Raw genomic sequence first — 22846 nt, 5'->3', positions numbered from 1 at the left:
AGAATATCTGTTACAATAAGTATTGTTTATTGTTTAAGGAGGCACATGTTTTGAAAATAGGAAATGTTGAACTGTCGAACAGAGTTTTTCTGGCGCCTATGGCCGGAGTCACCGACATGCCCTTCAGGGTGCTGTGCAAGGAGCAGGGGTGCGGGCTGGTCTATACTGAAATGGTAAGTGCAAAGGGCATGCATTATCAGGATGAGAAAAGCACAAAGCTTACCTTGCTGGATGAGAGAGAGAAGCCCGGCGCCGTTCAGATATTCGGTTCGGAGCCGGATATTATGGCGGGCGTTGCTGAAAAACTCAATGCATCGGATGCAGGCATAATTGATATAAATATGGGCTGTCCGGCTCCAAAAATAACTAAAAACGGAGAGGGCAGCGCCTTGATGAAAAGGCCGGAACTGGTGGAGAGAATAGTCAAGGCGGTAGTGAGAGTATCTCAAAAACCTGTAACTGTGAAAATACGTAAGGGCTGGGATGAATGCAGCATAAACGCCGTTGAAATAGCTAAGATAGCTGAAGCCTGCGGAGCAAGTGCGGTAGCCGTTCATGGACGGACAAGGGAACAGTATTACAGCGGTAAAGCCGACTGGAATATCATCAGACAGGTAAAGCAGGCCATCTCTATTCCTGTTGTGGGCAATGGAGATGTAACCGGTCCAAGGGAGGCCAAACGCCTTTTTGAAGAAACAGGCTGTGATGCCATAATGATTGGCAGAGGAGCTCAGGGGAATCCATGGATTTTCAGCCGCATACTCACATATCTGCAAACAGGTGAGCTGGCAGGGGAACCCACTGCCGAGGTGAAAATAAACACCATCATAAGACATATGAATATGTTGATAGAGCACAAGGGAGAGAGAACAGGAATACTTGAGATGAGGTCTCATATAGCCTGGTACATCAAAGGTCTTAGGGATGCCGCCCATACAAAGCAAAAAATTTTCAATATGAACGACAAGGAGGAAATAATCAATCTCCTTCAGGGCTTTCTTCTCCGGCAGCAGTGCCGGGAGCAAGAATGAAATCCTTAAGAATTTCTTCAATACCTGAAACTATCCGCTGTGCGCATTTTTGCTGGAAATCGCCGTCGGTCATCAGTTTCAGGTCTTTTTTATTTGAGATAAATCCGATTTCAAGCAACAGGGCGGGCATTTCTGTATGACGAAGCACATACAGGTTGGGGCGGGGCATTATATCCCTGTTCCTCATGCCTATATCGCTTAATTTGGACTGCATTACTTGAGCAATGTCCCTGCCTGTTGGCGAATTGGGATTATAGGCAGTCAGAATGCCGCTTTGAGCTGAGTCGGTAAAAGAGTTGTTATGGATGCTGATAAACAGTCTGCCCTTTTTCTCATTTGCAATTTTAGCCCTGTCTTCCAGGCTGACATAGGTATCATCCGTTCTTATCATTAAATACTCAATACCCTTCTGGGCCAGCAATTTTTCTATTTCCAGAGATATGTCCAGGACTACATCCTTTTCGTTAATCTGACCGTTCCCCGCCCCCGGCTCCCAACCTCCATGTCCGGCATCTATAACTACCATAGGGGGAGTTTCCAAAGGCTCAACTGTTGAGGACGACGCCTGGGGAACAGCCGGAGCACCGGATTTTCTTAGATATCCGCCAATGACAGCAATTATGGCAATGGACAGTAAAATTATCAGAACTATCAGCATATTGTGACTTAACTTTTTATTGGTTTTTTCAAAAAATTTGTTGAAATCCATAAATAGCCGTTATACCTCCGGAAAGTATGCCCTTGTTTCATCCAATGTCAAATATGTACATTAATTTTATCATAATAATTAAAAAAAGTGCCGCGAAATTAAAAATTAATATATGTTAAAAAGAGAATTTAACCTGTAGTGCTAAGTAAAAATGTGGTAACAGTCAGAAAATGCCGCTCACTCCCGGCCGAGCTTCAAATAAAAGCTTTTAATCATACTGCGCATTTCTTTAAAGCCGTCCTCGCGTGGCTTGCAAACTTGTCTCTTAAAGACTTTATTAACTGGCACTACAGGTTAATTTATACACATATCAATTTCAAAAAAGTCAATTACTACCGGTTTTCAGCCGATAGTAATTGACTTTTTCCGTGCACTGTCCTTCATTTATCAGAATACTCGCTTTGCGCCTATATACCTGCTTGAATAATAGGTGCTGTCAAGACTGGAAATAGTCACTCCCTTTGAGGAACTTGCGTGGATGAACTTGCCTCCGCCCATATAAAAGCCCACATGAGACGGTCCCGGCTTGTACGTTGTAAAGAAAACCAGGTCGCCGGCTCTCAGGCTGCTTTTGGATACAGAGGTACCCGTGCCGAACTGGTCAGACGTAACCCTTGGTATAGTGATACCGTTTTTATTTAAAACATACTGGGTAAAGCCCGAGCAGTCGAAGCCGCTTGGAGTAACACCGCCCCATACATAGGGTATGCCGATATAGCTTTTTGCAGTGGCAATTACGGCACTTGCCTTTGAACTGGCGGCTGACGCGGTACCTGTAGAGGTAGCTCGGACTGTTGAAGCTGAGGAGCCTCCTCTTGAAACAGAGGTCCGGGCTTTAGAGGCAGTCTTGGTATTACTTGTGCTTGAAGATTTTTTGAGGGCTGTGCCTGTGTTTTTTGAAGCTGTTGCTGATTTTTTGACTGCCGGAGCAGAAGCTTTAGCCGCAGCGGCAGTGCTTTTTGCTGCGGGTGCAGTAGAAGCAGCTTTGACTGCCGTCTCCGCAATGGGTGCATTCATGGATTTTGTAGCTATATCTTCTGCTTTCATTGTTTCGGATTCCCATATTATCAAATCCTCAGCCTGTGTGCCGGTTTGCTGCTGAATTTTAGCCGGCTCAAGAATTTCCCTGTTGTAGGACAAATTCTTATAGACCGGAGCTATTGCTGTTAAACAAAGCGCCAGTGCCATACCACTTGCCATAAGTTTTTTATTCATATTGACCTCCCTGAAATGAAAGCCCCCGATTTTTATTTTAGATTCCAACAAAATGTTGTCTGGGGGATTATTTTAGCGCTTGTTAAAGCTGCGCTTTTTAAAATTTAGTAATGTGACTAATCTTAGTGACATGCTGTGACAAACGGCAAAGCCGTTTTATGGAATCTTTATTCCATTTTAAGGCCTATGGCCCATGCAGCAAATATTTAGTATAGCTGCCACTGTATAAATGGATTGTGTAAAGCAACTGATGGGCTTATTATAAGTGCCCCCAGCCAGGGTATCAACCTGTAATTTATGGTAAACTGCTGGAAACCTAGAGTCATAAAAGGTTACGCAGCTCAATAAAATTTATCAAGGTACTTAAATTCTGGAGGTGCGCAGGATGAAAAAAACATTTATAACCGGGGCCATAATTTTAATAGCGGCGGGGTTTGTAACCAGAATTATCGGGTTTATATATAGAATTTACCTGTCAAATCTCATAGGTGCAGAAGGAATGGGAGTATATCAGTTGATAGTGCCGGTTTATACACTGGTTATTCTCACCTTGACCTCGGGAGTTTCAATAGCGGTTTCCAAGATGATTGCCGAACAGGCAGCCCTGGGCAATCATATAAATATAAGGAGGATTTCCAAGGTCGGTCTGGCGGGAGTTACGGCAGCCAGTGCGATTGTCTCGGTATTCCTTTACATAAATATTGATTTCATAGTCAATGTTATTTTAAAAGATACTAGAACCTATATGTCAGTCTTGATAATGATTCCATGTATACCCGTCATTGCAGCAGCTTCTGCCTATAAAGGCTATTTTTACGGGATACAGGAGGTTACACCTACGGCATTTTCTCAAATCGCAGAGCAACTGGTCAAGATAGGAATAACGCTGGCACTGGCGGCCCGGTTTCTGGAAGCGGGGCTGGAATATGCCTGTGCACTTGCAACAGTGGGTATGGCAGTAGGAGAAATGTCAAATCTTCTGGTGCTGGCGGCGTATTACAGGTTTAAAAAATATCCTCATATAACTCCTGCTTCAAGCAAGGGCAGAATACAAAAGCGCAAGCTGGTGACATCCATAGTAGGCTGTGCGGCACCCATATCCTTCAACAGGTTTATAATATCGGTCATGTATGCGGCAGAGGTGATTCTGATCCCTCAGAGGCTGCTGGCGGGAGGGCTTGACTATGTCAGGTGCATGGAGGAATACGGTAAGCTCATGGGAATGGCTATGCCCCTTATTATGTTTCCCGCACTGGTTACCACATCTCTGGCCACAACCCTGGTGCCTGCCATTTCAGAATCCATATCCCTCAACAACTATGGAAGAGCTAATTACAGGATATCAAAATCTATTCAGATTACCATGGTTCTCGGCTTCGTGTTTACGGCGCTTTTTTTCTGCTATCCCCACAAGATAGCAGATATGATTTATCCGGGGCAGAATGTGGGACACACCTTGCTGCTTTTATCCTTTACCTGCATATTCATGTACCTTCAGCAGATTTTGATGGGAATAATGAACGGCCTGGGGAAACAAGGCCTTTTACTTGTAAATTCCATAGTGGGCTCGGTTATCAGAATACTGTGCGTATTTTATTTGATTCCACAGTATGGTATACCTTCGTACATTGCAGGAGTGATATTCAGTACTCTTATAGTTTGCGTGCTGAACTTTATAACCATAGTCCGCAGTACAGGAATGGCGCTGGATTTCAGGCACTGGTTAATAAGACCGGGCTTGGTAATGGTGGTACTGCTTTTTACAGGCAATTACATATTCAGTTTCTTTAATTTCTTAAAACTTCCGGTAGCTTTACATACACTATTGGCAGTGGGGGCATATATTGTAATAGCACTTTTTCTTATGGCTTTGGTGGGAGCTGTCGACTGGCGTGAACTGTTGCAACTGCTAGGCATTAAAAGTAAAAAAGTCAGAAAATACAAGAAAGAATAAGCTATATCAAGATAAAGTAAGATAAACCGCCATTAGTTGAACAAAAAGATCAAAGAAAGTCAAAATCAATTTTGAAAAATGAATAGTAGTGTTTTAAAATATAATCACAAGGTCAAAGAAAGTCAAAATCAAAAATAAATATTAATTTTTGGAGGTGTATTATATGTTTGGAATAGTTCCATTCAGAAACAACAAGATTAATCAAAGGGGCGGCTGGCTGGATATGGACAGCATTTTCAGCGATTTCTTCAATGATGCGTCGCTTGGCTTTTCAGGTGCTGGGGCCATTAAAGCCGATATAAAGGAGAACGACAGGGAATATGTAGTGGAAGCGGAAGTACCGGGTGCCAGGAAGGAAGATATAAAGCTGGAGCTGAAAGATGACAGGCTTACTATTTCAGTTGAAAGGTCGGAAGAGACAGAGGAGGAAAGAAGCAACTACATCAGAAGGGAAAGAAGATATGGGTCCGCCAGCAGAAGCTTCTTCATAGAGAACGTGAAGCAGGAGGACGTTACCGCAAAATATGAAAACGGTATTCTGTCAATCGTCCTTCCCAAGAGTGAAACCAGGAAAACCAACAGCAGGATTGAAATCCAATAATAATTGTTCCATAATATCTACCCCCTGAAGACATAACTGAAAGGGAAGCTGCAAAGGATGAAATATCCTTATGCAGCTTCCCTTTCAGGTTTTATTTGAGTGGCAGCAATTTAACAGACTGCCCGCTTTAAGCCTTTTCAGGATTTTGTTCTGGCTGTTCCAGCCACCAGTTTATAATTTTTCTGGCTATGCTCACTTCTGACGGCAAACCGGGAAGACTGCCTGTAGTATACCAGTTTGCGTCGGTTATTTCCAGTCCGTCCACAGCTATCTCACCATGGGCATACTCTGCGGTAAAACCGAGCATCATGGAATTGGGAAATGGCCAGGGCTGGCTTCCCAGATACCGGATATTTTTGACGCTGAGACCCACTTCCTCCATTATTTCCCTCCGGACAGCCTCCTCCAGTGTTTCTCCTGCCTCAACAAAGCCTGCAATCAGGGAGTACATGCCTTCCTTAAAGTGCCGGGCATGGGCCAGCAGCAGCTTATCCCCCTTTGTGACGGCAGTAATTACGGCAGGGCATATTCTGGGATAGCTGATGAAATTACATCTGGGACATACCTTTGCCCTCTCTCCGGCAAGGTCCTCAGTTGGTGAGCCGCATTTGCCGCAATACTGGTGTGCCTGATCCCAGCAAATTATCTGATAGGCCTTTCCTGCCAGAAGGAACAAGTCCTCATCAACAAGTTCATAAAGGGCTCTGAGTTCCACAAAGGCCATTCCCTCGGGTAGCGGCTCCTCCGAGGCGATTTCAGCCGAATAGCAGGGCTGCCCTTGCAGCAGGCCCAGGTATTGTGTCCTGACAACGGGAATGTTGAGTTGTTCAAAACCCTTTATATACGGAATATGGCATACATCGCCCTGAAAACCCACCAATATCTTATTTGTGTAAAAGCCGAGCCAGTATGCTTTTTCCGGGAGCTCCGGCGGAGCTGTGACTGCGGGCTCATATCTCTTATATATGCTGTCTCTTTTTATGATTTCATACTGCATAATAATCCTCCAAGTAGTTAAATCAATACCTATAGCTCCATTTAGAATAACACAGTTAAGCAGTAAAAAGCAAAGCCGGCAATGAAAATGTCCGCAATAAAAATTAAAGGAGCCGCACAGTTATTTTTTAATAGCTACTGTGACAACCCCTTTTGAAAAGTTTTCATATATCAATTACAGGTTGGTATATCAATTATCGGACCGGTAATCAATTACCGGTTTTATCGGTCAGAACATTGTTGGGGCCCTTTTTAACATATCCAAGGAATATGCACACGGCGGCAATAGTCCAGAAATAGGTTGTGACAGAAGGGGCATCAAAGTTGTTGAGCACCACATTGGTAACAAGTATTCCAACCATGGCACCAAAACCGCTCTGTATAAGCCCTTTGGAAACCTTGTCCTCAACCTTGTAGGAGGCTCTCAGGGACCATACGGTCCCGTTGTATAAAGCCGCTAAAAAGGTGACCAGTCCGAAAATTCCCATTTCAACGGCAGCCTTTATATAATAGTTATCTACGTAAAAAGCACCTCTGACCTTGTTGATGGTGGCGACCGAACCGCCAAACCTGCCGAAGCCTTCTCCAAAGAGCAGATTATTAAAAAACATCTCAAGGGCTTTAGGCCATCTGGCAAATCTTCCGCCTCTGAAGCTGCTGGCAATATAGGCGGGGTCCAGCATATAGTCGATTCTGTCGCGAACCTGGGAGACCAGGCTGTATGCCAGTAATGCGACAACCGCAAGTCCTATGATAAGATAATATTTCCTGCTTAAGATAGAATATATAATCAGTGCACAGCCCACAGCTATCCAGGAGGAGCGGGAGCCGGTAAGCAGAATGCAGATGCCCATCAGTCCACTTGCAACAGCGTAAAGGGTTTTCTGAATAAAATGTCTTTCAGTAAACATTAATGCCACCGCAAGGGGTATCAGCATTGCCAGAAGGCAGCCGAGAACATTGGGGCTCTGCACTATGGAAAATACTCTTGGGCCGGAGGAGGATTCCACCTTGTCGGTCCAATATGCAGGTGTATCAACCTTGGCGATATACTGGTATATGCCGTGGATGGACATGATAACGCCCGTTGAAATCATGAGCTTGATAAGGTTCTTTGCACCCTGCTCCGATCTGAGCAGCTTAACCACTATAAAGAAAAAGAACATATACTCTATAACGGCTCTTAGTCCGTCAAAGCCAAGCCCGTCAAAGCCAAGCTGATTAAAGGAAGTGATAACAAACAGAATTATGCAGACTATAAAAAATATTATCAGAGAAAAGTCCACAGGTGTCCATGCAAAGTTAAAGTCCTTCCTGTCAACCATCCATCTGTAAAACCATATTCCCATACAGAAAACAATCAGCAATTCGTCCCAGGTGGAAGCCAGGGACCCTATATCCAGTTTGCCGGCCAGGAAATAAAGTATGGGATAAAGGCCTACAAGATAAGCGGCTCTTTCAAAATTTCTGAGAATGAGTACTGCCGCCAATATGGCTGCCATTGCCACAACGGCAAGCTTTGGCAGTACAAATGCCGAAGCAGTGAATACTGCTGCCAGTATGATAAAGTTAGCTATGTGGCTCCATTTGCCAAAGACTTTCCTGCCAAGAGCCAGCAGACCTTTATAAGCCTTGCCCAGAAAACTGTGCCTGTAAGCCTTGGTATATAATAAATGTATATAACCCATGAGCCTGTCAAGCCTTTTACCCATAAAGGCCAAAAACCTGTATGTAATTGAAAAGGAGTACTTCGGTGGCGACATAATGAAGTTTTGCTTTGTCCGGTGAAGAAAACTATGACTGTTCCATCGGGACAAAGTGTCAGCACACTTCTTCACAAGGCTGTTTTTATATGCATTGCCCACCAGTTCGTAAATAAATATCAGGAACCTGTAAAGCAGGCTGTTCGAGACATATTTCCACACAATATGACCTCCTTATTTGAATTCAATAGCTTCTATAGTTCCATTATTCTCAAAGGTCCTGGTCTTCAGAATAAATTGCTTTCCTACTGCAACCTCCTGGGATTCAAGCTTTATTATTCCACCGCCTTTGCTGGCCTTCATGGTGAATTTTACGGTGATAGCCTGTTTTTTGGGATCAACGGAATACACCTGTCTGCCGTCCGCAGTACTTATGGGAGTTTCATAGGGTGAATAGGTTACCGAAGTGATATAGGCATCTACAGGCTTGAGCAGAGAAATGAGCTGATCTTTTTCTTTTAGTGCCTTAGGCTGCTCGTCACCGCGGACAGAACTCTTAAAAGTCACTGTGATTTCCTGAAGGCTCTCTTCACTTGTAATAGGGCCCACATCCTTACCCATGGTTTTCAGAAACAGCACCGATCCGATTAAAAGAATCAGAACAACAATACTTAAATCAACAATGTTAATTAAACCGAATAATTTTCCCTTTTCATTAACAATCTTCATTTTTACGCTCTCCTTAGTCATTTTTTTTGAATGACCGGGGGTTAACCGGCTGGCCATTCCTATTTAAAATTCTCCTGAATATTTTTACCGCAAGGTACATTCAAAAGAATATTAAACCATAAGCTACAGCTTGCTTTTATAGCCGTACCTGTACAGGATTAACAATTTCTTGATCCATAGCTTCAGTCCTGTTGAGGAAAAGCTGGGCCTGTATTGGGATACCAAACGGGGAGGAACCTTCGACAGAAAGTCCTGCCCGGTGCCTTCACCTGATATCAGCAACTGGTACGTGCAAAATACGGCTATGGAAGGTATCTTGTACCGCTGCACCGCCTGATGGATTTTCTTTTTGCTGCAGCCGGCCTGTTCAGGAAACGAGTCCAGCCAGGCCATAAATTCCTTCCATAAAACTATTTCAGGTGTTCTGTCCGGCAATACTGACAAGGAATCCGGCCTTTGCCTGTAAAGAGCCAGTGTCTCCCGAACACAGCAGAAATTGCATATGTACATCAGCTTGCAGAAAAATTCCATATCCTCACTCCAGTTGAGGCCTGGGCGGAAGGTTAGGTTATTATTTGTAACAATGGATTTTTTTATAACTATGGTGCTTGTCCACACCGAAACTTTTTCCATAATTACCTGGGGCAGTATTTTGCCTTCATAATACCGTTCGGGAAAGGCCCTGCCCATTTCATCCCCGCAGAACATCCTGTAGCCGCAGTAACAGGCTTCCATACCCGTGGTTTGAATTCTCCGGATTTGCTTTTCAAGCTTGTGGGGCTCCCACAGGTCATCGCTGTCCAAAAATGCCAGGTATTCTCCCGAGGCATTCTCCATAGCAGTGTTTCTGGCGGTTGAGACACCCTGGTTATTCTGATGTATATATTTTACCCTGGGGTCGGCCTCCTGCAAAAGGGCAACGAGCTTTGCGCCGTCATCGGTGCTGCCGTCATCCACTATAACTACTTCAAGTTTGCCGTATGTCTGGGTTAATACGCTTTTAACCGTTCGTTCAATAAAGCCTGCGGTATTATACATGGGTATAATAACCGATATCAAGGGTGAATTGTCCATCAAACCGACTCCCTGTAATATTTTTGATGTTAGTTTAGCATCTCATTTTTGAGATGTCAATTTTCCGGCAGGATTCAGAGGAAAAATTAAGATTTTCTTAATATTATTTTTGCCATTCTGCGGGGTATTCCAATACACCTTCTCCACAAAAGCCGCACCTTTGAAGGAGCCCTCAAAAATTTGGCTTCAAGAGCGGCAAAGTCTGACCTGGCCATCTGGCTGAAAAATTCTCCTCTGCGCCTGTGAGGGCTTGAAGGGCCAGTGAGGCTGGGGTTTTCTCTTGCAGCGGCAGGCAGGTCGGCTTTGTGGATTGTCAGCTCATCCCCGCAGGCTTCCAGCAGCTCCAGACCTGCCGGTGAATTTACCAGTATCAAGGAGGTCCCCTTATCGTCATCCAGTCCGGGGTCAAACCTGGCCACACCCCAGAAATCAGCAAGTGTAATGTCTGACTGCCTTTGCACCGATGCATACCTGCAGCCGTGACAGGAGGGCCTCAGGTACATATTCCCGGTAAAACCCCTCATGTAAGGATCGGCCTTAAAATCAGTCCGGTGTTGTCTCCCGTTTTTAAAGTCTACTTTAATATTATAGTTTTTCCAACCGGCGGATTTGTTACGAAAGTTAAAACTTTGTATTTCAGAAGCATATATTTTTTCCAGGTGTGACTTATAAAGCTCGAAAACAAGGGGGGACGGAACCCCGTGGCACACGCAGTCACAGGTGTAAAGAAGCTTATGGTCTTTCCCGAGGTAGGAGTAAAGTCCGCCTGTCTGGCAGGGAGTTCCCGAGTACAGGACGGTTTTTCCAGCCTGCAGAAGGGCTTTTACTTCTTTAAAAGTATCTCCTGTCACACTCTGGGCATACTTGGAGCCCTGCAGCCGCCATAGCTGCTCCTGGTCATAAACCCCTGTGTGAGCCACCCGCAGGTTTTCATCAAAGGCCGCACCGAAAACAACACCGCCTTTTGAAAGAACATGCTTTGCCAAAACGGTAAAAACTCCCCCCGAGGTGCTGGTGCTGCGGATATTCTCATCTTTGCTCCACATTGCATATACCTGTGGAAAGGAAGCGGCCTGGGACTTGATATCCTTGAAAATCGGACAGGACTTTCTACACAGGCCGCAGTCGGTACACCTGCCTGCATCAATTTCAGGATACCTGAACCCCTCGGAGTCCTGGGGAAAAGCTATGGCACCCGACGGACACACCTGCACGCAGGCTGCACAGCCAAAACAATCATTCTTATTGTCAAATACTGAATTCATCGAACCCTCCGATTTGCCATGGCACTTTAACGTCAGCGGCTATTTCCTTATTTGCCTTAGTATTCCCACAACCGGCCCGCTGAATAAGTTTTTTTCATATGTATTCATGCCCGTGGTCCAGGTTGCTGCGGCATAAACCAGTGTAAACAGGATACCCTTTACCAGCAGCCCTGCCCAACCCCACACGGGGATATAGAGAATAGCGAAGCCCGCTGCAAGGCTGATAAGCATGGCAGGCAGCAGACCGCCAAGCACCTCTTTGAAGAACCTGGGTATGTCCAGTCCTACCTTCCTTTTATAGTAAATATTAATTATTATTATATTGCCTAAAATCAGAGAAATGGAGGTACCTACCACCGCTCCCATAATTCCGATTTCCTTTGTAAGCAGTATGCTTATACCAAGGTTTACTACTGAGATTATCAGATACATTACAGATCTGAAGGCGTGGAGGTTTTTAGCCTGTAATATGGATATGCCCACATTCTGTATCAGAGGTATTGTCAGAGGAATCATTGCCATGAGTGCTATATAATACACCTGACCGTAGTCCGGACCGGCCCAGAGAAGCACAAAGGGCTTTCCCAGCAGGATAAAGCCTGAAAGTATATAGCCTATGACTATAAACTGAATACGGCCGGTCTTTATAAACAGGTTATCCAGCTCCTGCATGGGAGCATTGTCAACGCACATCTGGGTTGCCCTTGGCAGGAATACTCCTGATATGGCGTTTGAAAAGTTCATGTAATAACCGGGAAATTGCATTCCCAGCCCGAAGATTGCAACCGGCACAGCCCCGTAATAAATGCCTACCACCAACTGGCCCAATCTCCAATACACCTGGTCTACAATCATATTGATAAAGACAAAGACTGAAAACAGAAGGATTTCCTTGACAAAAGGCCAGTTGTGAGGATGATACCTTACCTTTATCTTCATTACATGAAATACAAAAAACATATTTACCAGCAGCAACAGGATATTCAGAACAGTATCCACCACTACGATGGAAAAGGCTTTATGGCCCATGAGCAGCAGTATGATAATTGTCAGAGGCCGCGCTATGACCCTGACTATGGTTACAGCTCTTGGAAATACGAATTTTTCATAGCCCGACATTATTGAAGTAAAGGCATTTAAAAATAAGGTCAGTCCTATATTTATTATCAATACCTCGAACATCCTGCGGGCAGTATCCAGCTCGGAGGAGGTAAGGGATTTGCCGAAGATGGCGGGAAGAGCAGGCAGCATGGCCATACCCGCACATATTGCAACTACGGTTAAAACTGCATATATGATAAATGCAAGGGACAGAAAGCCCTGTTCACCCTGCTTGTCATTTTGCGCCCTGTATTTGGCCACATATCTGGTAATTGTATTTCCAAGTCCGAAATCCAAAACAGCCATGTAACCTACGAAGGCTCCGATCAAGGTATACAGGCCGTATTCGGATTTGCCCAGGTTTAAGAGCAGGAAGGGTGTAAACGCCAGATTTATCACATTGGACAGCAATATGTTGGTATATGAAAGGGCGGCACCCCATTTTAATTCATTAATCTTCATCTTTATCTCCCTGTCCGCTCTGCGGACATAAATTCAAAGGGTTGAAAGTGGTTTTATTTCAACCTTTTACCTTTGTTATCCCTTAAATTTATTCTATTTGAAACTACTGACGGGTTATCAGGTTTCCCACATGCCGGCCTGCCGAACAGGCACTTTCAATGTAGCCCGGCATAAATTGAGCCAGATGCTTGCGTATATCCTCCTGTGCATGGTCAAGCTCCTGATAGGCCGAAATCAACTGCTCGGACTGTTCCAGTTTCTGGACGGGCAGAATATGACCGGCCTCACTTCCGAAAATGTCTTTTGCTATACCTCTGGCCTTTACGGAATAGCCTATAACCAGTGTTGGAACACCTGTGGAATAGGCAGCTATGGTTGCATGGGTACGTGCGCCGATAAACAGTTTGCAGCGGGATATGAAGCCCTTAAGCTCCATACAGTTGTAGCTGCCGTCCAGCAGCACAACTCTGCCTGTGGTTTTGAACAGGCCGTATAGCTCGGACAGGGGGACCATGTCATTGTCATGCTCCCAGAGAACGTGGGGAACAAGTGCAATCTGGCTGTCGGTAGTATCTATTATGTGCTGCATAAGCTTCACATAGCTCTTGAATACAATCCCCCCGCTGGTTTCGTTTCTCATGACAAGAGGACTGACATTCAAGCCTATGGTATTTCCTTCGGCGAAACCCTTCGGCAGGGGAAGGATTTTAGCATCCAGCGTGAAAGCCGGATCAGGCAAAAGAATGGTGTTGGTCAGGCCCTTGTCCAGAAATGCCTGATAGGTGATGCTTTCTCTTGCTATAATGAGGCTGTATTTTCTCAAATCTGCAAGCATTTCGTCATTAATGGCTTCAGGCTCCACAGAACAACCCCAGAAAACAGTTTTGCTGCCTTTTTGGGCGGCAAGGTTGTTTGTGTGGTATATCCACCTGGGAATGCCATAGCAGTAATTATCTCCGCCGATTGACAGACACAGGGTATTTTCATCCAGGTTTTCCTTTATAGCCTTCTGAGAGAAGGAGAAGAGAAAGTCCTGCTTAAGCTTTAGCTTTCTGAGGCCGGCATCCATGAGCCTTATGGGATGCATGCCTTCATAACGCTTATATGGTATAAAATTCAAATTAAAATCTGAGGCAAGAAAGTCAATGTCTTCCTGCAACCTGAAGGTTGCCAGATATACTTCCGTATTACCGGGCTTCAAAATTTTCATGGTGGACCTTACAATTGCCTCGCAACCATGATTTTTACTGCCGGCATGTGCATATAGCAATAAACGCTTCATATATAACCTGTCCTTTTGTACTTTAATGTTGCCATACATTTGCTGCCTTCTGACACGGGGACTGACGCCCGATAATTTATTATACCCTCGGGTATTGAGCTTTACAAGTTTTCGTCTCAAAAGAAAAAGAACTATTTGGCAACTTAATCATTATATTTAAGCAATTTTCTACCGATATACATTATTAGGTAAAATAAATGAAATGGTATGTTATTATAGATGAAAACAGTTTTTTCTGTCAAAAACTATGGAGGGGCAAATGTGGAAGTTATTTAGCAAAAAAAAGCCGGAGCCTCAGTTGGATATGAAGGTGCTTTTTAAAAATGACATAACCCTGCTGACTTTGGATGAAAGATGGAACAGTTTGTTTAAGAACATAGTGAAAACCGAAGAAATATCTCAATGTGAGAATAGCATTAAGGAGCTCCTCAAGGAACAGTCCAGAGTCATTTCCGAGTCCAAGGAGATTGCTGCCAGGAAAAAGGAGTGCATGGACAACATAATAAGACTGACCACGGAGGTTTTTGACAACAACAATCAGGATGCCCAGACTGAGATGCAGGAATGTGAAAAGCAGATAATAGGTATTAATACCAGACTGACCGAAATTGAAGAAAGACTGGCCGATATACCCAAGGAAATCAGGCAGGTAAACCTTGAGCTTCTGGAAAATACCGTTAAACTGGTGTATTTTTCAATAAGAGAGAATCAGCAGAGAGTTACCCAACTGGACAAGGAAATAGCCGAGACAAAGGAGAAGCTTATAAAACTGGTGGATGAAAGGGAACTAAGGGCCCAGGATGATACCGATACATATTCATATTTTCATGATTTGCTGGGAGGAGATCAACTGCAAAAGCTGGATGAAGTTTATTTCAGCAGCAGAGAATAGCCTTTTTTGGCTAAGCATGAATTGTAATTGAGAGGAGTGCGGTTGTGAAAGCAGTTACAGGTGCCCAGATGGGTGAAATTGATAAATATTCCATAGAGAAGCTGGGGATCCCAGGCATTGTATTGATGGAAAATGCAGCCTTGAAAATTGTTAAACATATAAATATGTTTTTGGGTGAGAGCAAGGTTTTGACAAAGAAGGTGGTTATTGTTGCGGGAAAAGGCAATAATGCCGGGGATGCGTATGCAGTGTCAAGACACCTGCTGATAGCTGGCTATGACGTGATTACTTACAGCCTCTTTGACAGTGCCTTTCTTATGGGAGACGCAAAGCTCAATTACGATATGGCAAAAAGGCTTGGGGCTGATATCAGAAAACTGGCGGATGCCGCGGATATTGCCGGATTTGCTGCAGAGCTCAAAAATGCAACCATGGTTATAGACGGGATTTTCGGTACAGGCTTCAGAGGCCGTGTCAAAGGCTTTATAGCAGAAGTAATGGACACAGTTAACGTCAACTCAAATTTTACGCTTTCCATAGATATTGCCTCCGGAACAGAATCTGCCACCGGAAAGGTTTCGGACACCTGTATAAAGGCGCATAAAACAGTTGCTTTTGAGCTGCCAAAGATAGGTCAGTTGATATACCCGGGGGCGGAATATGCCGGAGAACTGGTGGTGGAAAGTATAGCCATGCCTCAAGAGTCCATGGACAGCGTGGAAATAAACACTTTTCTCACCGACCGGCAGACTGTAAGAGGTTTTATGCCTGTGCGGGCTGCCGATGCAAACAAGGGCAGTTGCGGAAAAATTGCCGTGGTAACAGGTTCCCAGGGCATGGCCGGTTCGGGCTGTCTGGCGTCAAAAGCCTGCCTCAGAACAGGCTCAGGCCTGGTATACGTGGCAGCACCCCGGAGCATGCTGAATATATACCAGTGTGTGGTGCCGGAGGCTGTTGGGGTTGGACTGTCAGAGTACAACGGAGTTCTTGGACCGGACAGCGTTGACGGCATAACAGGCCTGATAAAAAAATGCAATGCGGCGGTGATTGGACCGGGCCTCTCTTCCAACGAATGCATATATCCTGTGATAAAGTCTCTTTCTGAAAAGCTGGCTGTGCCGGTGGTGCTTGACGCCGACGCATTAAATGCCCTGGCGGTTGATACAGGCCTTCTGGGCAGTTTTAAGAAAGAGGTTGTAATAACTCCCCATCCGGGAGAGCTGTCAAGGCTGACGGGGCTGGACACAAGCTATATCCAGGAGAACAGGCTTGAAGTTGCACGAAAGTTTTCCAGGCTGTGGGGAGTGACACTTGTGCTCAAGGGGGCAAAAACCATAATAGCGGACAGCAGGGGGACAGCATATATCAATCCCACAGGTAATGCAGGCATGGCCACGGCAGGCAGCGGAGATTCCCTGTCCGGAATCATTGCATCTCTTATGGGACAGGGGACTGGAGCTTTTGAAGCCGCTGTGGCGGGAGTATACCTTCATGGACTGGCAGGGGATATTTCCTCAGGAGAAAAGGGGGAGTACGGGCTTACCGCCATGGATATTGTGGAAAACATACCAGATGCAATAAAAAGAACAATATAACCTGTTGTCCTGATTCAGGAGATAAGCTTTACCAGTCGGGAACAGTTATGCTCAGCCGGTACTTCCATACTAAATTCAATCAATGTTTGCACCAAAAGCAACCGCTTGAAATTGTACTGCTCCTTCCAAATTATTTTCCCGTCGCTCAAACTCGACTTCCTGTCTCGTGTTGAGCCTCAAAGCAACGTCCTGTCGCTTTGCCGGTAAAACAATTTGTCTTTCGCCAACAATTCCAGCAATTGCTTTTAATCGTGCCGCTCATTGCCTGAATTTGTATTCGCTTACCGTTGAGCTGAATTTTCTTATCTGTGCTAATCAACCAGCACAATGCATTTATTTAATATAAAAACAAGGCCTGGTTATGAAAAAGCAAAACTATTGCTTCTAATGGGTGGCATTTGGAGCAGATAAACATATTAATATAATATAGCTGTTTGAACAGTTGAAAATATAGTGATAGTATTTTTACTGAGGAATGTTTTTAAAGTAAACAGAATTTGGTTATACTAGAGAGAGAAACAAGTGCTGTATTTAATCCTGTCTTATGCCGGCGAAGATTCAAGGGGTCCGGCAGTGGATCGGCACGGGTACACACGGAGGTTAAAATGGAATATAAACTAAATAGGGCGTGGGCTGAGATCAACCTTGACAATATCGCCCATAATATTCGTGAGATCAGAAGAATAACAAACAAGAACGCTGAGATTATGGGGGTAGTCAAGGCGGATGCATACGGACATGGAGTAATGGAGGTGGCAAGGACACTCCTGGAAAACGGTGTGACAAGGCTGGCGGTATCAATGCTGGATGAGGCCATTCAGCTTCGGAAGCAGGGAATAAATGTACCAATACTTATTTTAGGCTATACCGACCCTATAAGGGCAAATGAAATCATTGAAAATGATGTGACTCAATCGGTATTCAGTCATGAATTGGCTCAGGCACTTTCAGATGAAGCGGTTAAGCAGGGACGAAAGGTCAAAATCCACATAAAAATTGACACGGGGATGTCCAGAATCGGATTTTTACCCGGATATAGTGCAGTTAAAAATGTTATAGAGATAAGCCGTTTGCCAAACATAATTATTGAAGGATTATTTACTCACTTTGCAACAGCAGATGAAAAAAACAGGGAATTTACAATATCTCAGTTTGAGCGTTTTATGAGTATATGCTATGAGCTTCAGAGAATAGGAATACATATCCCAGTCAAGCATTGTGCCAACAGTGCAGGAATTATAGAATATCCCGAGATGCATCTGGATATGGTCCGTCCGGGTATTATTCAATTTGGAATGTACCCATCTGAAGAAGTAGACAAATCAAAAATCCTCCTGAAACCGGCTATGACGTTAAAGGCAAATGTAATACTTGTCAAAGAGGTGGAAAAAGATACATCCATAAGTTACGGAAGAATATATACAACTTCCAGGACATCCCGTATTGCAACCATACCCATAGGATACGCAGACGGATACATGCGGATGCTTAGCAATAAGGGAAAGGTGCTTATCCATGGACAATATGCCCCCGTAGTAGGGAGGATATGCATGGACCAATGCATGGTGGATGTTACCGAACTGACTGAAACGGTGGAGGTTGGTGATGAAGTTGTCCTTGTGGGGGAACAGGGCGGAAATGAAATAACGGCTGAGGCTGTTGCCTGCTCTATTGGCATGATAAATTATGAGCTGGTCTGTATTGTGGGTAAAAGAATACCAAGGGCTTTTATAAAAGATGGAAGGATTTCAAAAATTCTCAATTACTTGATATGAGCGGGTTCTAGCATGGTAGTAACATAAACTTAATTTGACCGGGTATTTGATGGGGGATTATAATATTCCTATACATGTGCATTGAAATTCCACTGGATTGTTAATGAACAGGCATTTGGAATATTATAGATATAGAGAAAAGCTTATTAAGAAACGATTGAATGATGAAGATGAGGTCGTTATTTGTCGTTCTGAGAAGTGGGGGTAAATAAGTTGGCTCAATATAAAAAGATATTAATTAGCGTGCCGGACAACTTACTTGAAGAATTGGATATCATTGTATCAAATGAAAAAACAAACAGAAGTATGCTTGTCAGGGAAGCGATGAGTCTTTATATTAGAGAAAAACGCAGGGTTGAATTGAGGGATAAAATGAAAAGAGGTTACGAAGAGATGGCTGAAATAAATCTAAGGCTTGCTGAGGGTTGCCTTGGAGCTGACAACGATCAGCAGCGTATATATGAGGAAAGGCTTGGGGAGATGGAGGAAACGTGGTAATAAAAAGAGGAGACATATATTATGCAGATCTGAGTCCTGTCATAGGCTCGGAGCAGGGCGGTGTCAGACCTGTACTGATTGTACAGAATGACATCGGTAACAAATATAGTCCAACTGTAATTGCAGCAGCAATTACTTCTCAGATAAATAAAGCAAAGCTGCCTACTCATATAGAAATAGGTGCTTTGGAATACGGTCTTGCAAAGGATTCGGTTATTTTGCTGGAGCAGATAAGAACTATTGACAAGAAGCGACTGAGGGAGAAAATCGGGCATCTTGATGAAGAACTCATGGATAAAGTAAACAATGCTCTTGAAGTCAGTTTTGGACTTTCAGAGATATAAAGAGATATAATAGAACTAAACCTTTAATAAAGTTCGGCTAAAGCCATAAAAATCTGAAAACACAATGGAGGTTGGGATGAAAAAACTAAAGAGTGTGATAAAAAAGAAACACATTATTATTTTATCTGCCTTTGCATGCAGCTTTGTCTTGCTTCAGCTTGCACCGGCAGTAAGGGCCGAGACAGGCAGCGGTCAGGTTATATATGATTCCACATACATAGACAAATTGGAGTCCGGCTTGAAAAGTCTGATTCAAAGCACCAGGGAGGATTTGCAGAAGCAGATGACAGCATCAGCTTCGCAGGCTGATCTGGAAAAAAAGCTCAGTGATACCGAAAAGGAACTGGCGGCATTGAAGGAAAGCATGGTATTCAAGGTTGTTAAGCTACCGGTGGGCAAAATCCTCCTGGGCGGCAACAGCACCGAAATCATATTGAGAACCAAAAACGGGGCTACTGCGTACATAGAGAAAACTGCAAGCGGCGGATTGTCAAACCTTATATCGGGTAAGGACCATAAAAACGGAGAGGTCATACCCGACAACCAGTTGCTGCTTGTTCCGAATGGTGACGGAAGAGGAATTAAGGCTTCCAAGGAATCCTACATAATGGTTAAGGGTGCATATACAATAAAATAGATTTTTTCATATCAGGGTATTGACCTATCCTGATATATTATTTAGCAATATTAAATAAAAGGGAGCCTGATGACGATATATCATTAAGCTTCTTTTTTGCATGCAGGACCTTTGCATATAAGATGCCCCGGTGCAATATATATCTGATATGTACCATGCCCTGCCTGAAAAGGCAGAACAATTTTGTGAAAAGGAAAAAATCTGATGGACAATATGAATCAGAAAAAAACAGTTCAGCAAAAAAGAACGGACATACTTATAAGGCTGGCTTTAATTCTCATAGTAGTTATGATTTTGTTTTTTTTCGTGGTCAAGCCCATGCTCAAAAAAGATTATTATTTTGAGGCCGGAGATGATTACAAATTTGATAATCTTGGTGCTGACAGCCATAAGGACAGCTTTGACGTGGCAGTGGCAGGTGAGGGGATAGATGCGGTCAGCAGTGCGCTTGGAGCTGCCGGGGTTGGTGCGAAAACTCTGCTGATATGGCAGGCACCGGATTTTGGAAGTGCATTTAAAGGTGCACTGGATGTCAACTGGGCGGCCGACTACACTCCCACCGGCAACAGCGTCAGCTCGGACCTGTTTAAGGAATTGCGCTATAAGTCCGGTGACGGCTCCAACCTTGAAAATTATATCAGTGAAATTGAAAAGCTGGTTTCGGAGGAAAAGAAACTGACGGTACTGTTTGATGCCGAAATCAGCACTGTAAGCCTGAGTGGCGGAAAGCTGACCGGACTGGAGGTTAAAACCCCGTCAGAGACCAGGAATATAGTGGCAGGCAGGTATATTGATGCAAGCCGGTTGGGTGAGATACTGATTAAGTGCGGAACCGCATATAACCGGGGATACGAAGATATTGGCATCAAAGGCCTGTACCCGCCTGTCCAGCTTAATTTCACAGTTTCAGGGGTTGATTACCCCAAAATTCAGGAACTGCTCCGGAAACAAAGTTTTCTCATAAGCTATTATATTAAGGAATATAATACCGGAAACAGGAATATTCGTATTTCAGGACTGAATGCGGCTGATCAGGGTGACGGCAAGGTTGTTATACAAGCTGTAAATGTGGATAACCTTGACCTGTCCGACGAACAAAAGGTCAAAGCCGCCTATGACAAGGCAAAAAAGGAATGCCGGAATTTTTATATTTATCTTAAGGCCAACCTGGAAGAATTTAAGAATTCGTCCCAGATGACTGTGGCGGAGGAATTTGTCATGCCGTCGCCCTATCATTTCAAGGGCAGGTACACCATGACGTTAAGTGATGTTCTTACCGGCAAAAGGTATACCGACAGGATAAGCACCGCCTCAAAGCCTGTCACCTTTACCATGGATGACGGCAACAAGTATGTGCTGTGCAATCCCAAAACCTTCTATATACCGCTGGGCTCCCTTATACCGGAAGGACTGGACAATGTGCTGATGACGGGGGACAAGATATCGGCCTCCTCCCTGGTCCAGCCCGCTATCGGATCAAATTCCAGCAAAGCCGGCAACGGCTATGCCGCAGGTATTATTGCAGCATACAGCATTTCAAGAGACATGGAAATACCAAGGCTGATTGAAGACAGGAACCTGGATACACAGCAGGACATAGAAAAAATACTGAGAAAAATGGGCATATACATGTCCGACATAAAAGAAGACGTGGAAAGTATTACAGGAAACTGGAGCTATCCATTTGCTGAAAAGCTTATAAACCTGGGCTTGCTCAGCGGCGGCATAACCAACGACTACAAATATGAAAAGGAAGCCAGGGAAAAGGATCTGGCCTACATAATTTTAAACGGCGTCCCAAGAGTTGATGAGACGGCCTATAATTATACCTTTGACGCTGCCGTCAGGAAATATATAAAGGATGAACCTCTCAGCAGGGAGAAGTTCGGACGGATTTTGCTGGAACTCACCGGCAAAACAGGGACCGGGAGTAAGAATTACTATGAAGAAGCCTGTAAATCGGGACTTATAGATGATACCCTGCAAAAGAACCTGAAAAACGCAAGCGTGCTTAAGCTGTCGGATGTATACTACGGGTCGGTGAAGCTGCTTGAAAAGCTGACAGGAAAGGCTGTAAAATAATATCCGGAATAATAAACCGGATATTGCGAGGTTTAACTATTTCACCAGTCCCACCCTTATTCCCAGAACGTGAAGTATAAACTTGGGCAGTCTTAACATCCTTTTAAAACGCCAGGGCTCCTTATATAGCCTGTATAGCCACTCAAGCCCGTGATTCCTGAAGAAATCCGGTGCAAGCTTTACATTTCCGGCCAGTACATCCATGGTGCCGCCCACTCCAAGGGAAGCCTTAACCTTTAAACGGTGCTTGTTTGCGGTAATCCACAGCTCCTGCTTCGGAGCGCCGAGGCAGACCAGAAGCACCTCTGCACCGGAACTGTTTATATCTTCTATTATTGAAGCCTCGTCGTCACTTGTAAAATATCCGCTCCGCGTGCCTACTACCTCCGCACCTGGATAGTCGCATATGATATTGGCATTAGCTTTCTCTGCTATACCGGGTTTGCCCCCGAAAAGATAGAACTTCACAGGCCTCTGGGAAGCTGCTTTCAAAAGGTTCTTTACAAGATCAAAGCCCGAAACCTTTTCGGTGACTTCCCTGCCCAGAAGCTTTGATGCAAGCACTACGCCCGCACCATCGGCAACAAGCATATCTGCACCGTTAAGCAGGGCTTTCATATTTTTATCTGTTATCCCTTCCATCATGATTTCTGCATTGGGAGTAAAGACAGAATGGTTTTCAGCAGAGGAGATAAATTCATATATTCTTTCTACAGCCTGCTCCATTGAAATATCGTCAAGATTTATACCTGCTATTTCAACAATCTTTCTCATAGACTCCATATCCTCCAAGCTCCTGTGAATCAGAGCCTTATGGCAGCTCTGACCATATAAAACATTCCTCTACAGTTTAAAATATACAATTTTATTTGTCAATGAATATGGCAAATGTAATAAAGCT

Annotated in this window: 20 protein-coding genes; 10 read left to right on the top strand and 10 right to left on the bottom strand. The window is 44.2% G+C overall.

Features of this window, described 5'->3' with window-relative positions; translation table 11 throughout:
* Positions 1-50 precede the first annotated feature (50 nt).
* Positions 51-1031, top strand: coding sequence for a tRNA dihydrouridine synthase DusB (gene dusB, locus CLHUN_RS04470; RefSeq protein ID WP_080063363.1), 981 nt, complete (start codon positions 51-53; stop codon positions 1029-1031).
* Here the strand turns inward: dusB and CLHUN_RS04465 are convergent.
* Both CLHUN_RS04465 and CLHUN_RS04460 read right to left on the bottom strand, forming a co-directional pair.
* Positions 979-1740 carry an N-acetylmuramoyl-L-alanine amidase family protein gene (locus CLHUN_RS04465; protein ID WP_080063362.1) on the bottom strand — a complete coding sequence of 254 codons (762 nt, stop codon included), beginning with the start codon at positions 1738-1740 and terminating at the stop codon, positions 979-981. The two genes, dusB and CLHUN_RS04465, sit on opposite strands and share 53 nt — an antisense overlap.
* 387 nt (positions 1741-2127) lie before the next feature.
* Complete coding sequence (locus tag CLHUN_RS04460; protein ID WP_242656438.1) at positions 2128-2955, bottom strand: C40 family peptidase; 828 nt, start codon at positions 2953-2955, stop codon at positions 2128-2130.
* 385 nt (positions 2956-3340) lie between these two features.
* Here CLHUN_RS04460 and spoVB point away from each other — a divergent pair, with 385 nt between their 5' ends.
* Together spoVB and CLHUN_RS04450 are read left to right on the top strand one after the other, a co-directional pair.
* A complete protein-coding gene (gene spoVB / locus CLHUN_RS04455; protein WP_080063361.1) occupies positions 3341-4909 on the top strand; it encodes a stage V sporulation protein B in 1569 nt (522 codons plus the stop codon).
* Positions 4910-5072: 163 nt separating this feature from the next.
* Positions 5073-5510: an Hsp20/alpha crystallin family protein gene (locus CLHUN_RS04450; protein ID WP_080063360.1), complete on the top strand. Its 438-nt coding sequence runs from the start codon at positions 5073-5075 to the stop codon at positions 5508-5510.
* 127 nt (positions 5511-5637) lie between these two features.
* On the opposite strand, the gene nudC is transcribed toward CLHUN_RS04450, so the two are convergent.
* From nudC to CLHUN_RS04415, 7 genes are all read right to left on the bottom strand, one after another.
* Complete coding sequence (nudC, locus tag CLHUN_RS04445) at positions 5638-6507, bottom strand: NAD(+) diphosphatase (RefSeq protein ID WP_242656437.1); 870 nt, start codon at positions 6505-6507, stop codon at positions 5638-5640.
* A gap of 208 nt (positions 6508-6715) precedes the next feature.
* Entirely contained in the window at positions 6716-8431 is a 1716-nt protein-coding gene (locus CLHUN_RS04440; RefSeq protein WP_080063359.1) for an O-antigen ligase family protein, read from the bottom strand.
* A gap of 12 nt (positions 8432-8443) precedes the next feature.
* Positions 8444-8938 carry a DUF4330 domain-containing protein gene (locus tag CLHUN_RS04435; RefSeq protein WP_165755652.1) on the bottom strand — a complete coding sequence of 165 codons (495 nt, stop codon included), beginning with the start codon at positions 8936-8938 and terminating at the stop codon, positions 8444-8446.
* Between the two features lie 123 nt (positions 8939-9061).
* Entirely contained in the window at positions 9062-10012 is a 951-nt protein-coding gene (locus CLHUN_RS04430; protein WP_080063357.1) for a glycosyltransferase family 2 protein, read from the bottom strand.
* An 86-nt stretch (positions 10013-10098) separates the two neighbouring features.
* Positions 10099-11277, bottom strand: coding sequence for a Coenzyme F420 hydrogenase/dehydrogenase, beta subunit C-terminal domain (locus tag CLHUN_RS04425; protein ID WP_080063356.1), 1179 nt, complete (start codon positions 11275-11277; stop codon positions 10099-10101).
* 39 nt (positions 11278-11316) lie between these two features.
* Positions 11317-12840 (bottom strand): oligosaccharide flippase family protein, encoded by a 1524-nt coding sequence (locus tag CLHUN_RS04420; protein WP_080063355.1) that lies wholly within the window; start codon positions 12838-12840, stop codon positions 11317-11319.
* Between the two features lie 103 nt (positions 12841-12943).
* On the bottom strand, positions 12944-14122 hold the full coding sequence (locus CLHUN_RS04415; protein ID WP_080063419.1) for a polysaccharide pyruvyl transferase family protein: 1179 nt from the start codon (positions 14120-14122) through the stop codon (positions 12944-12946).
* A 259-nt stretch (positions 14123-14381) separates the two neighbouring features.
* On the opposite strand from CLHUN_RS04415, the gene CLHUN_RS04410 reads away from it, so the two are divergent.
* The 7 genes from CLHUN_RS04410 (at position 14382) to CLHUN_RS04380 (ending at position 21945) form a co-directional block, all read left to right on the top strand.
* Positions 14382-15014 carry a coiled-coil domain-containing protein gene (locus CLHUN_RS04410; protein WP_080063354.1) on the top strand — a complete coding sequence of 211 codons (633 nt, stop codon included), beginning with the start codon at positions 14382-14384 and terminating at the stop codon, positions 15012-15014.
* Positions 15015-15058: 44 nt separating this feature from the next.
* Positions 15059-16609 carry an NAD(P)H-hydrate dehydratase gene (locus CLHUN_RS04405; protein ID WP_080063353.1) on the top strand — a complete coding sequence of 517 codons (1551 nt, stop codon included), beginning with the start codon at positions 15059-15061 and terminating at the stop codon, positions 16607-16609.
* A gap of 605 nt (positions 16610-17214) precedes the next feature.
* Positions 17215-18384, top strand: coding sequence for an alanine racemase (gene alr, locus CLHUN_RS04400; RefSeq protein WP_080063352.1), 1170 nt, complete (start codon positions 17215-17217; stop codon positions 18382-18384).
* 213 nt (positions 18385-18597) lie between these two features.
* Positions 18598-18882, top strand: coding sequence for a CopG family ribbon-helix-helix protein (locus CLHUN_RS04395; RefSeq protein WP_080063351.1), 285 nt, complete (start codon positions 18598-18600; stop codon positions 18880-18882).
* Positions 18876-19226 carry a type II toxin-antitoxin system PemK/MazF family toxin gene (locus tag CLHUN_RS04390; RefSeq protein WP_080063350.1) on the top strand — a complete coding sequence of 117 codons (351 nt, stop codon included), beginning with the start codon at positions 18876-18878 and terminating at the stop codon, positions 19224-19226. The genes CLHUN_RS04395 and CLHUN_RS04390 overlap by 7 nt, the downstream gene beginning before the upstream one ends.
* A gap of 76 nt (positions 19227-19302) precedes the next feature.
* A complete protein-coding gene (locus CLHUN_RS04385; protein WP_080063349.1) occupies positions 19303-19863 on the top strand; it encodes a hypothetical protein in 561 nt (186 codons plus the stop codon).
* Positions 19864-20067: 204 nt separating this feature from the next.
* The gene (locus CLHUN_RS04380; protein ID WP_080063348.1) at positions 20068-21945 is read left to right on the top strand and encodes an FAD-dependent oxidoreductase; all 1878 of its coding nucleotides are present in this window, start codon (positions 20068-20070) and stop codon (positions 21943-21945) included.
* A 36-nt stretch (positions 21946-21981) separates the two neighbouring features.
* On the opposite strand, the gene CLHUN_RS04375 is transcribed toward CLHUN_RS04380, so the two are convergent.
* The gene (locus CLHUN_RS04375) at positions 21982-22719 is read right to left on the bottom strand and encodes a WecB/TagA/CpsF family glycosyltransferase (RefSeq protein ID WP_080063347.1); all 738 of its coding nucleotides are present in this window, start codon (positions 22717-22719) and stop codon (positions 21982-21984) included.
* Positions 22720-22846: the final 127 nt, after the last annotated feature.

It is taken from the genome of Ruminiclostridium hungatei, from assembly GCF_002051585.1.
GTDB classification, from domain to species: Bacteria; Bacillota; Clostridia; order Acetivibrionales; family DSM-1351; genus Ruminiclostridium; species Ruminiclostridium hungatei.
The sequence above is the reverse complement of the archived record's forward strand: the minus strand, read 5'-3'. Positions and strand labels throughout refer to the sequence as shown.

What these genes read in the sequence shown, in the direction of transcription:
- CLHUN_RS04465 (WP_080063362.1), bottom strand. Translation starts at nt 1,740, where the DNA reads ATGGATTTCAACAAATTTTTTGAAAAAACCAATAAAAAGTTAAGTCAC.
- CLHUN_RS04460 (WP_242656438.1), bottom strand. Translation starts at nt 2,955, where the DNA reads ATGAATAAAAAACTTATGGCAAGTGGTATGGCACTGGCGCTTTGTTTA.
- spoVB (WP_080063361.1), top strand. Translation starts at nt 3,341, where the DNA reads ATGAAAAAAACATTTATAACCGGGGCCATAATTTTAATAGCGGCGGGG.
- CLHUN_RS04450 (WP_080063360.1), top strand. Translation starts at nt 5,073, where the DNA reads ATGTTTGGAATAGTTCCATTCAGAAACAACAAGATTAATCAAAGGGGC.
- nudC (WP_242656437.1), bottom strand. Translation starts at nt 6,507, where the DNA reads ATGCAGTATGAAATCATAAAAAGAGACAGCATATATAAGAGATATGAG.
- CLHUN_RS04435 (WP_165755652.1), bottom strand. Translation starts at nt 8,938, where the DNA reads ATGAAGATTGTTAATGAAAAGGGAAAATTATTCGGTTTAATTAACATT.
- CLHUN_RS04430 (WP_080063357.1), bottom strand. Translation starts at nt 10,012, where the DNA reads ATGGACAATTCACCCTTGATATCGGTTATTATACCCATGTATAATACC.
- CLHUN_RS04425 (WP_080063356.1), bottom strand. Translation starts at nt 11,277, where the DNA reads ATGAATTCAGTATTTGACAATAAGAATGATTGTTTTGGCTGTGCAGCC.
- CLHUN_RS04420 (WP_080063355.1), bottom strand. Translation starts at nt 12,840, where the DNA reads ATGAAGATTAATGAATTAAAATGGGGTGCCGCCCTTTCATATACCAAC.
- CLHUN_RS04415 (WP_080063419.1), bottom strand. Translation starts at nt 14,122, where the DNA reads ATGAAGCGTTTATTGCTATATGCACATGCCGGCAGTAAAAATCATGGT.
- CLHUN_RS04410 (WP_080063354.1), top strand. Translation starts at nt 14,382, where the DNA reads ATGTGGAAGTTATTTAGCAAAAAAAAGCCGGAGCCTCAGTTGGATATG.
- alr (WP_080063352.1), top strand. Translation starts at nt 17,215, where the DNA reads ATGGAATATAAACTAAATAGGGCGTGGGCTGAGATCAACCTTGACAAT.
- CLHUN_RS04385 (WP_080063349.1), top strand. Translation starts at nt 19,303, where the DNA reads ATGAAAAAACTAAAGAGTGTGATAAAAAAGAAACACATTATTATTTTA.
- CLHUN_RS04380 (WP_080063348.1), top strand. Translation starts at nt 20,068, where the DNA reads ATGGACAATATGAATCAGAAAAAAACAGTTCAGCAAAAAAGAACGGAC.
- CLHUN_RS04375 (WP_080063347.1), bottom strand. Translation starts at nt 22,719, where the DNA reads ATGAGAAAGATTGTTGAAATAGCAGGTATAAATCTTGACGATATTTCA.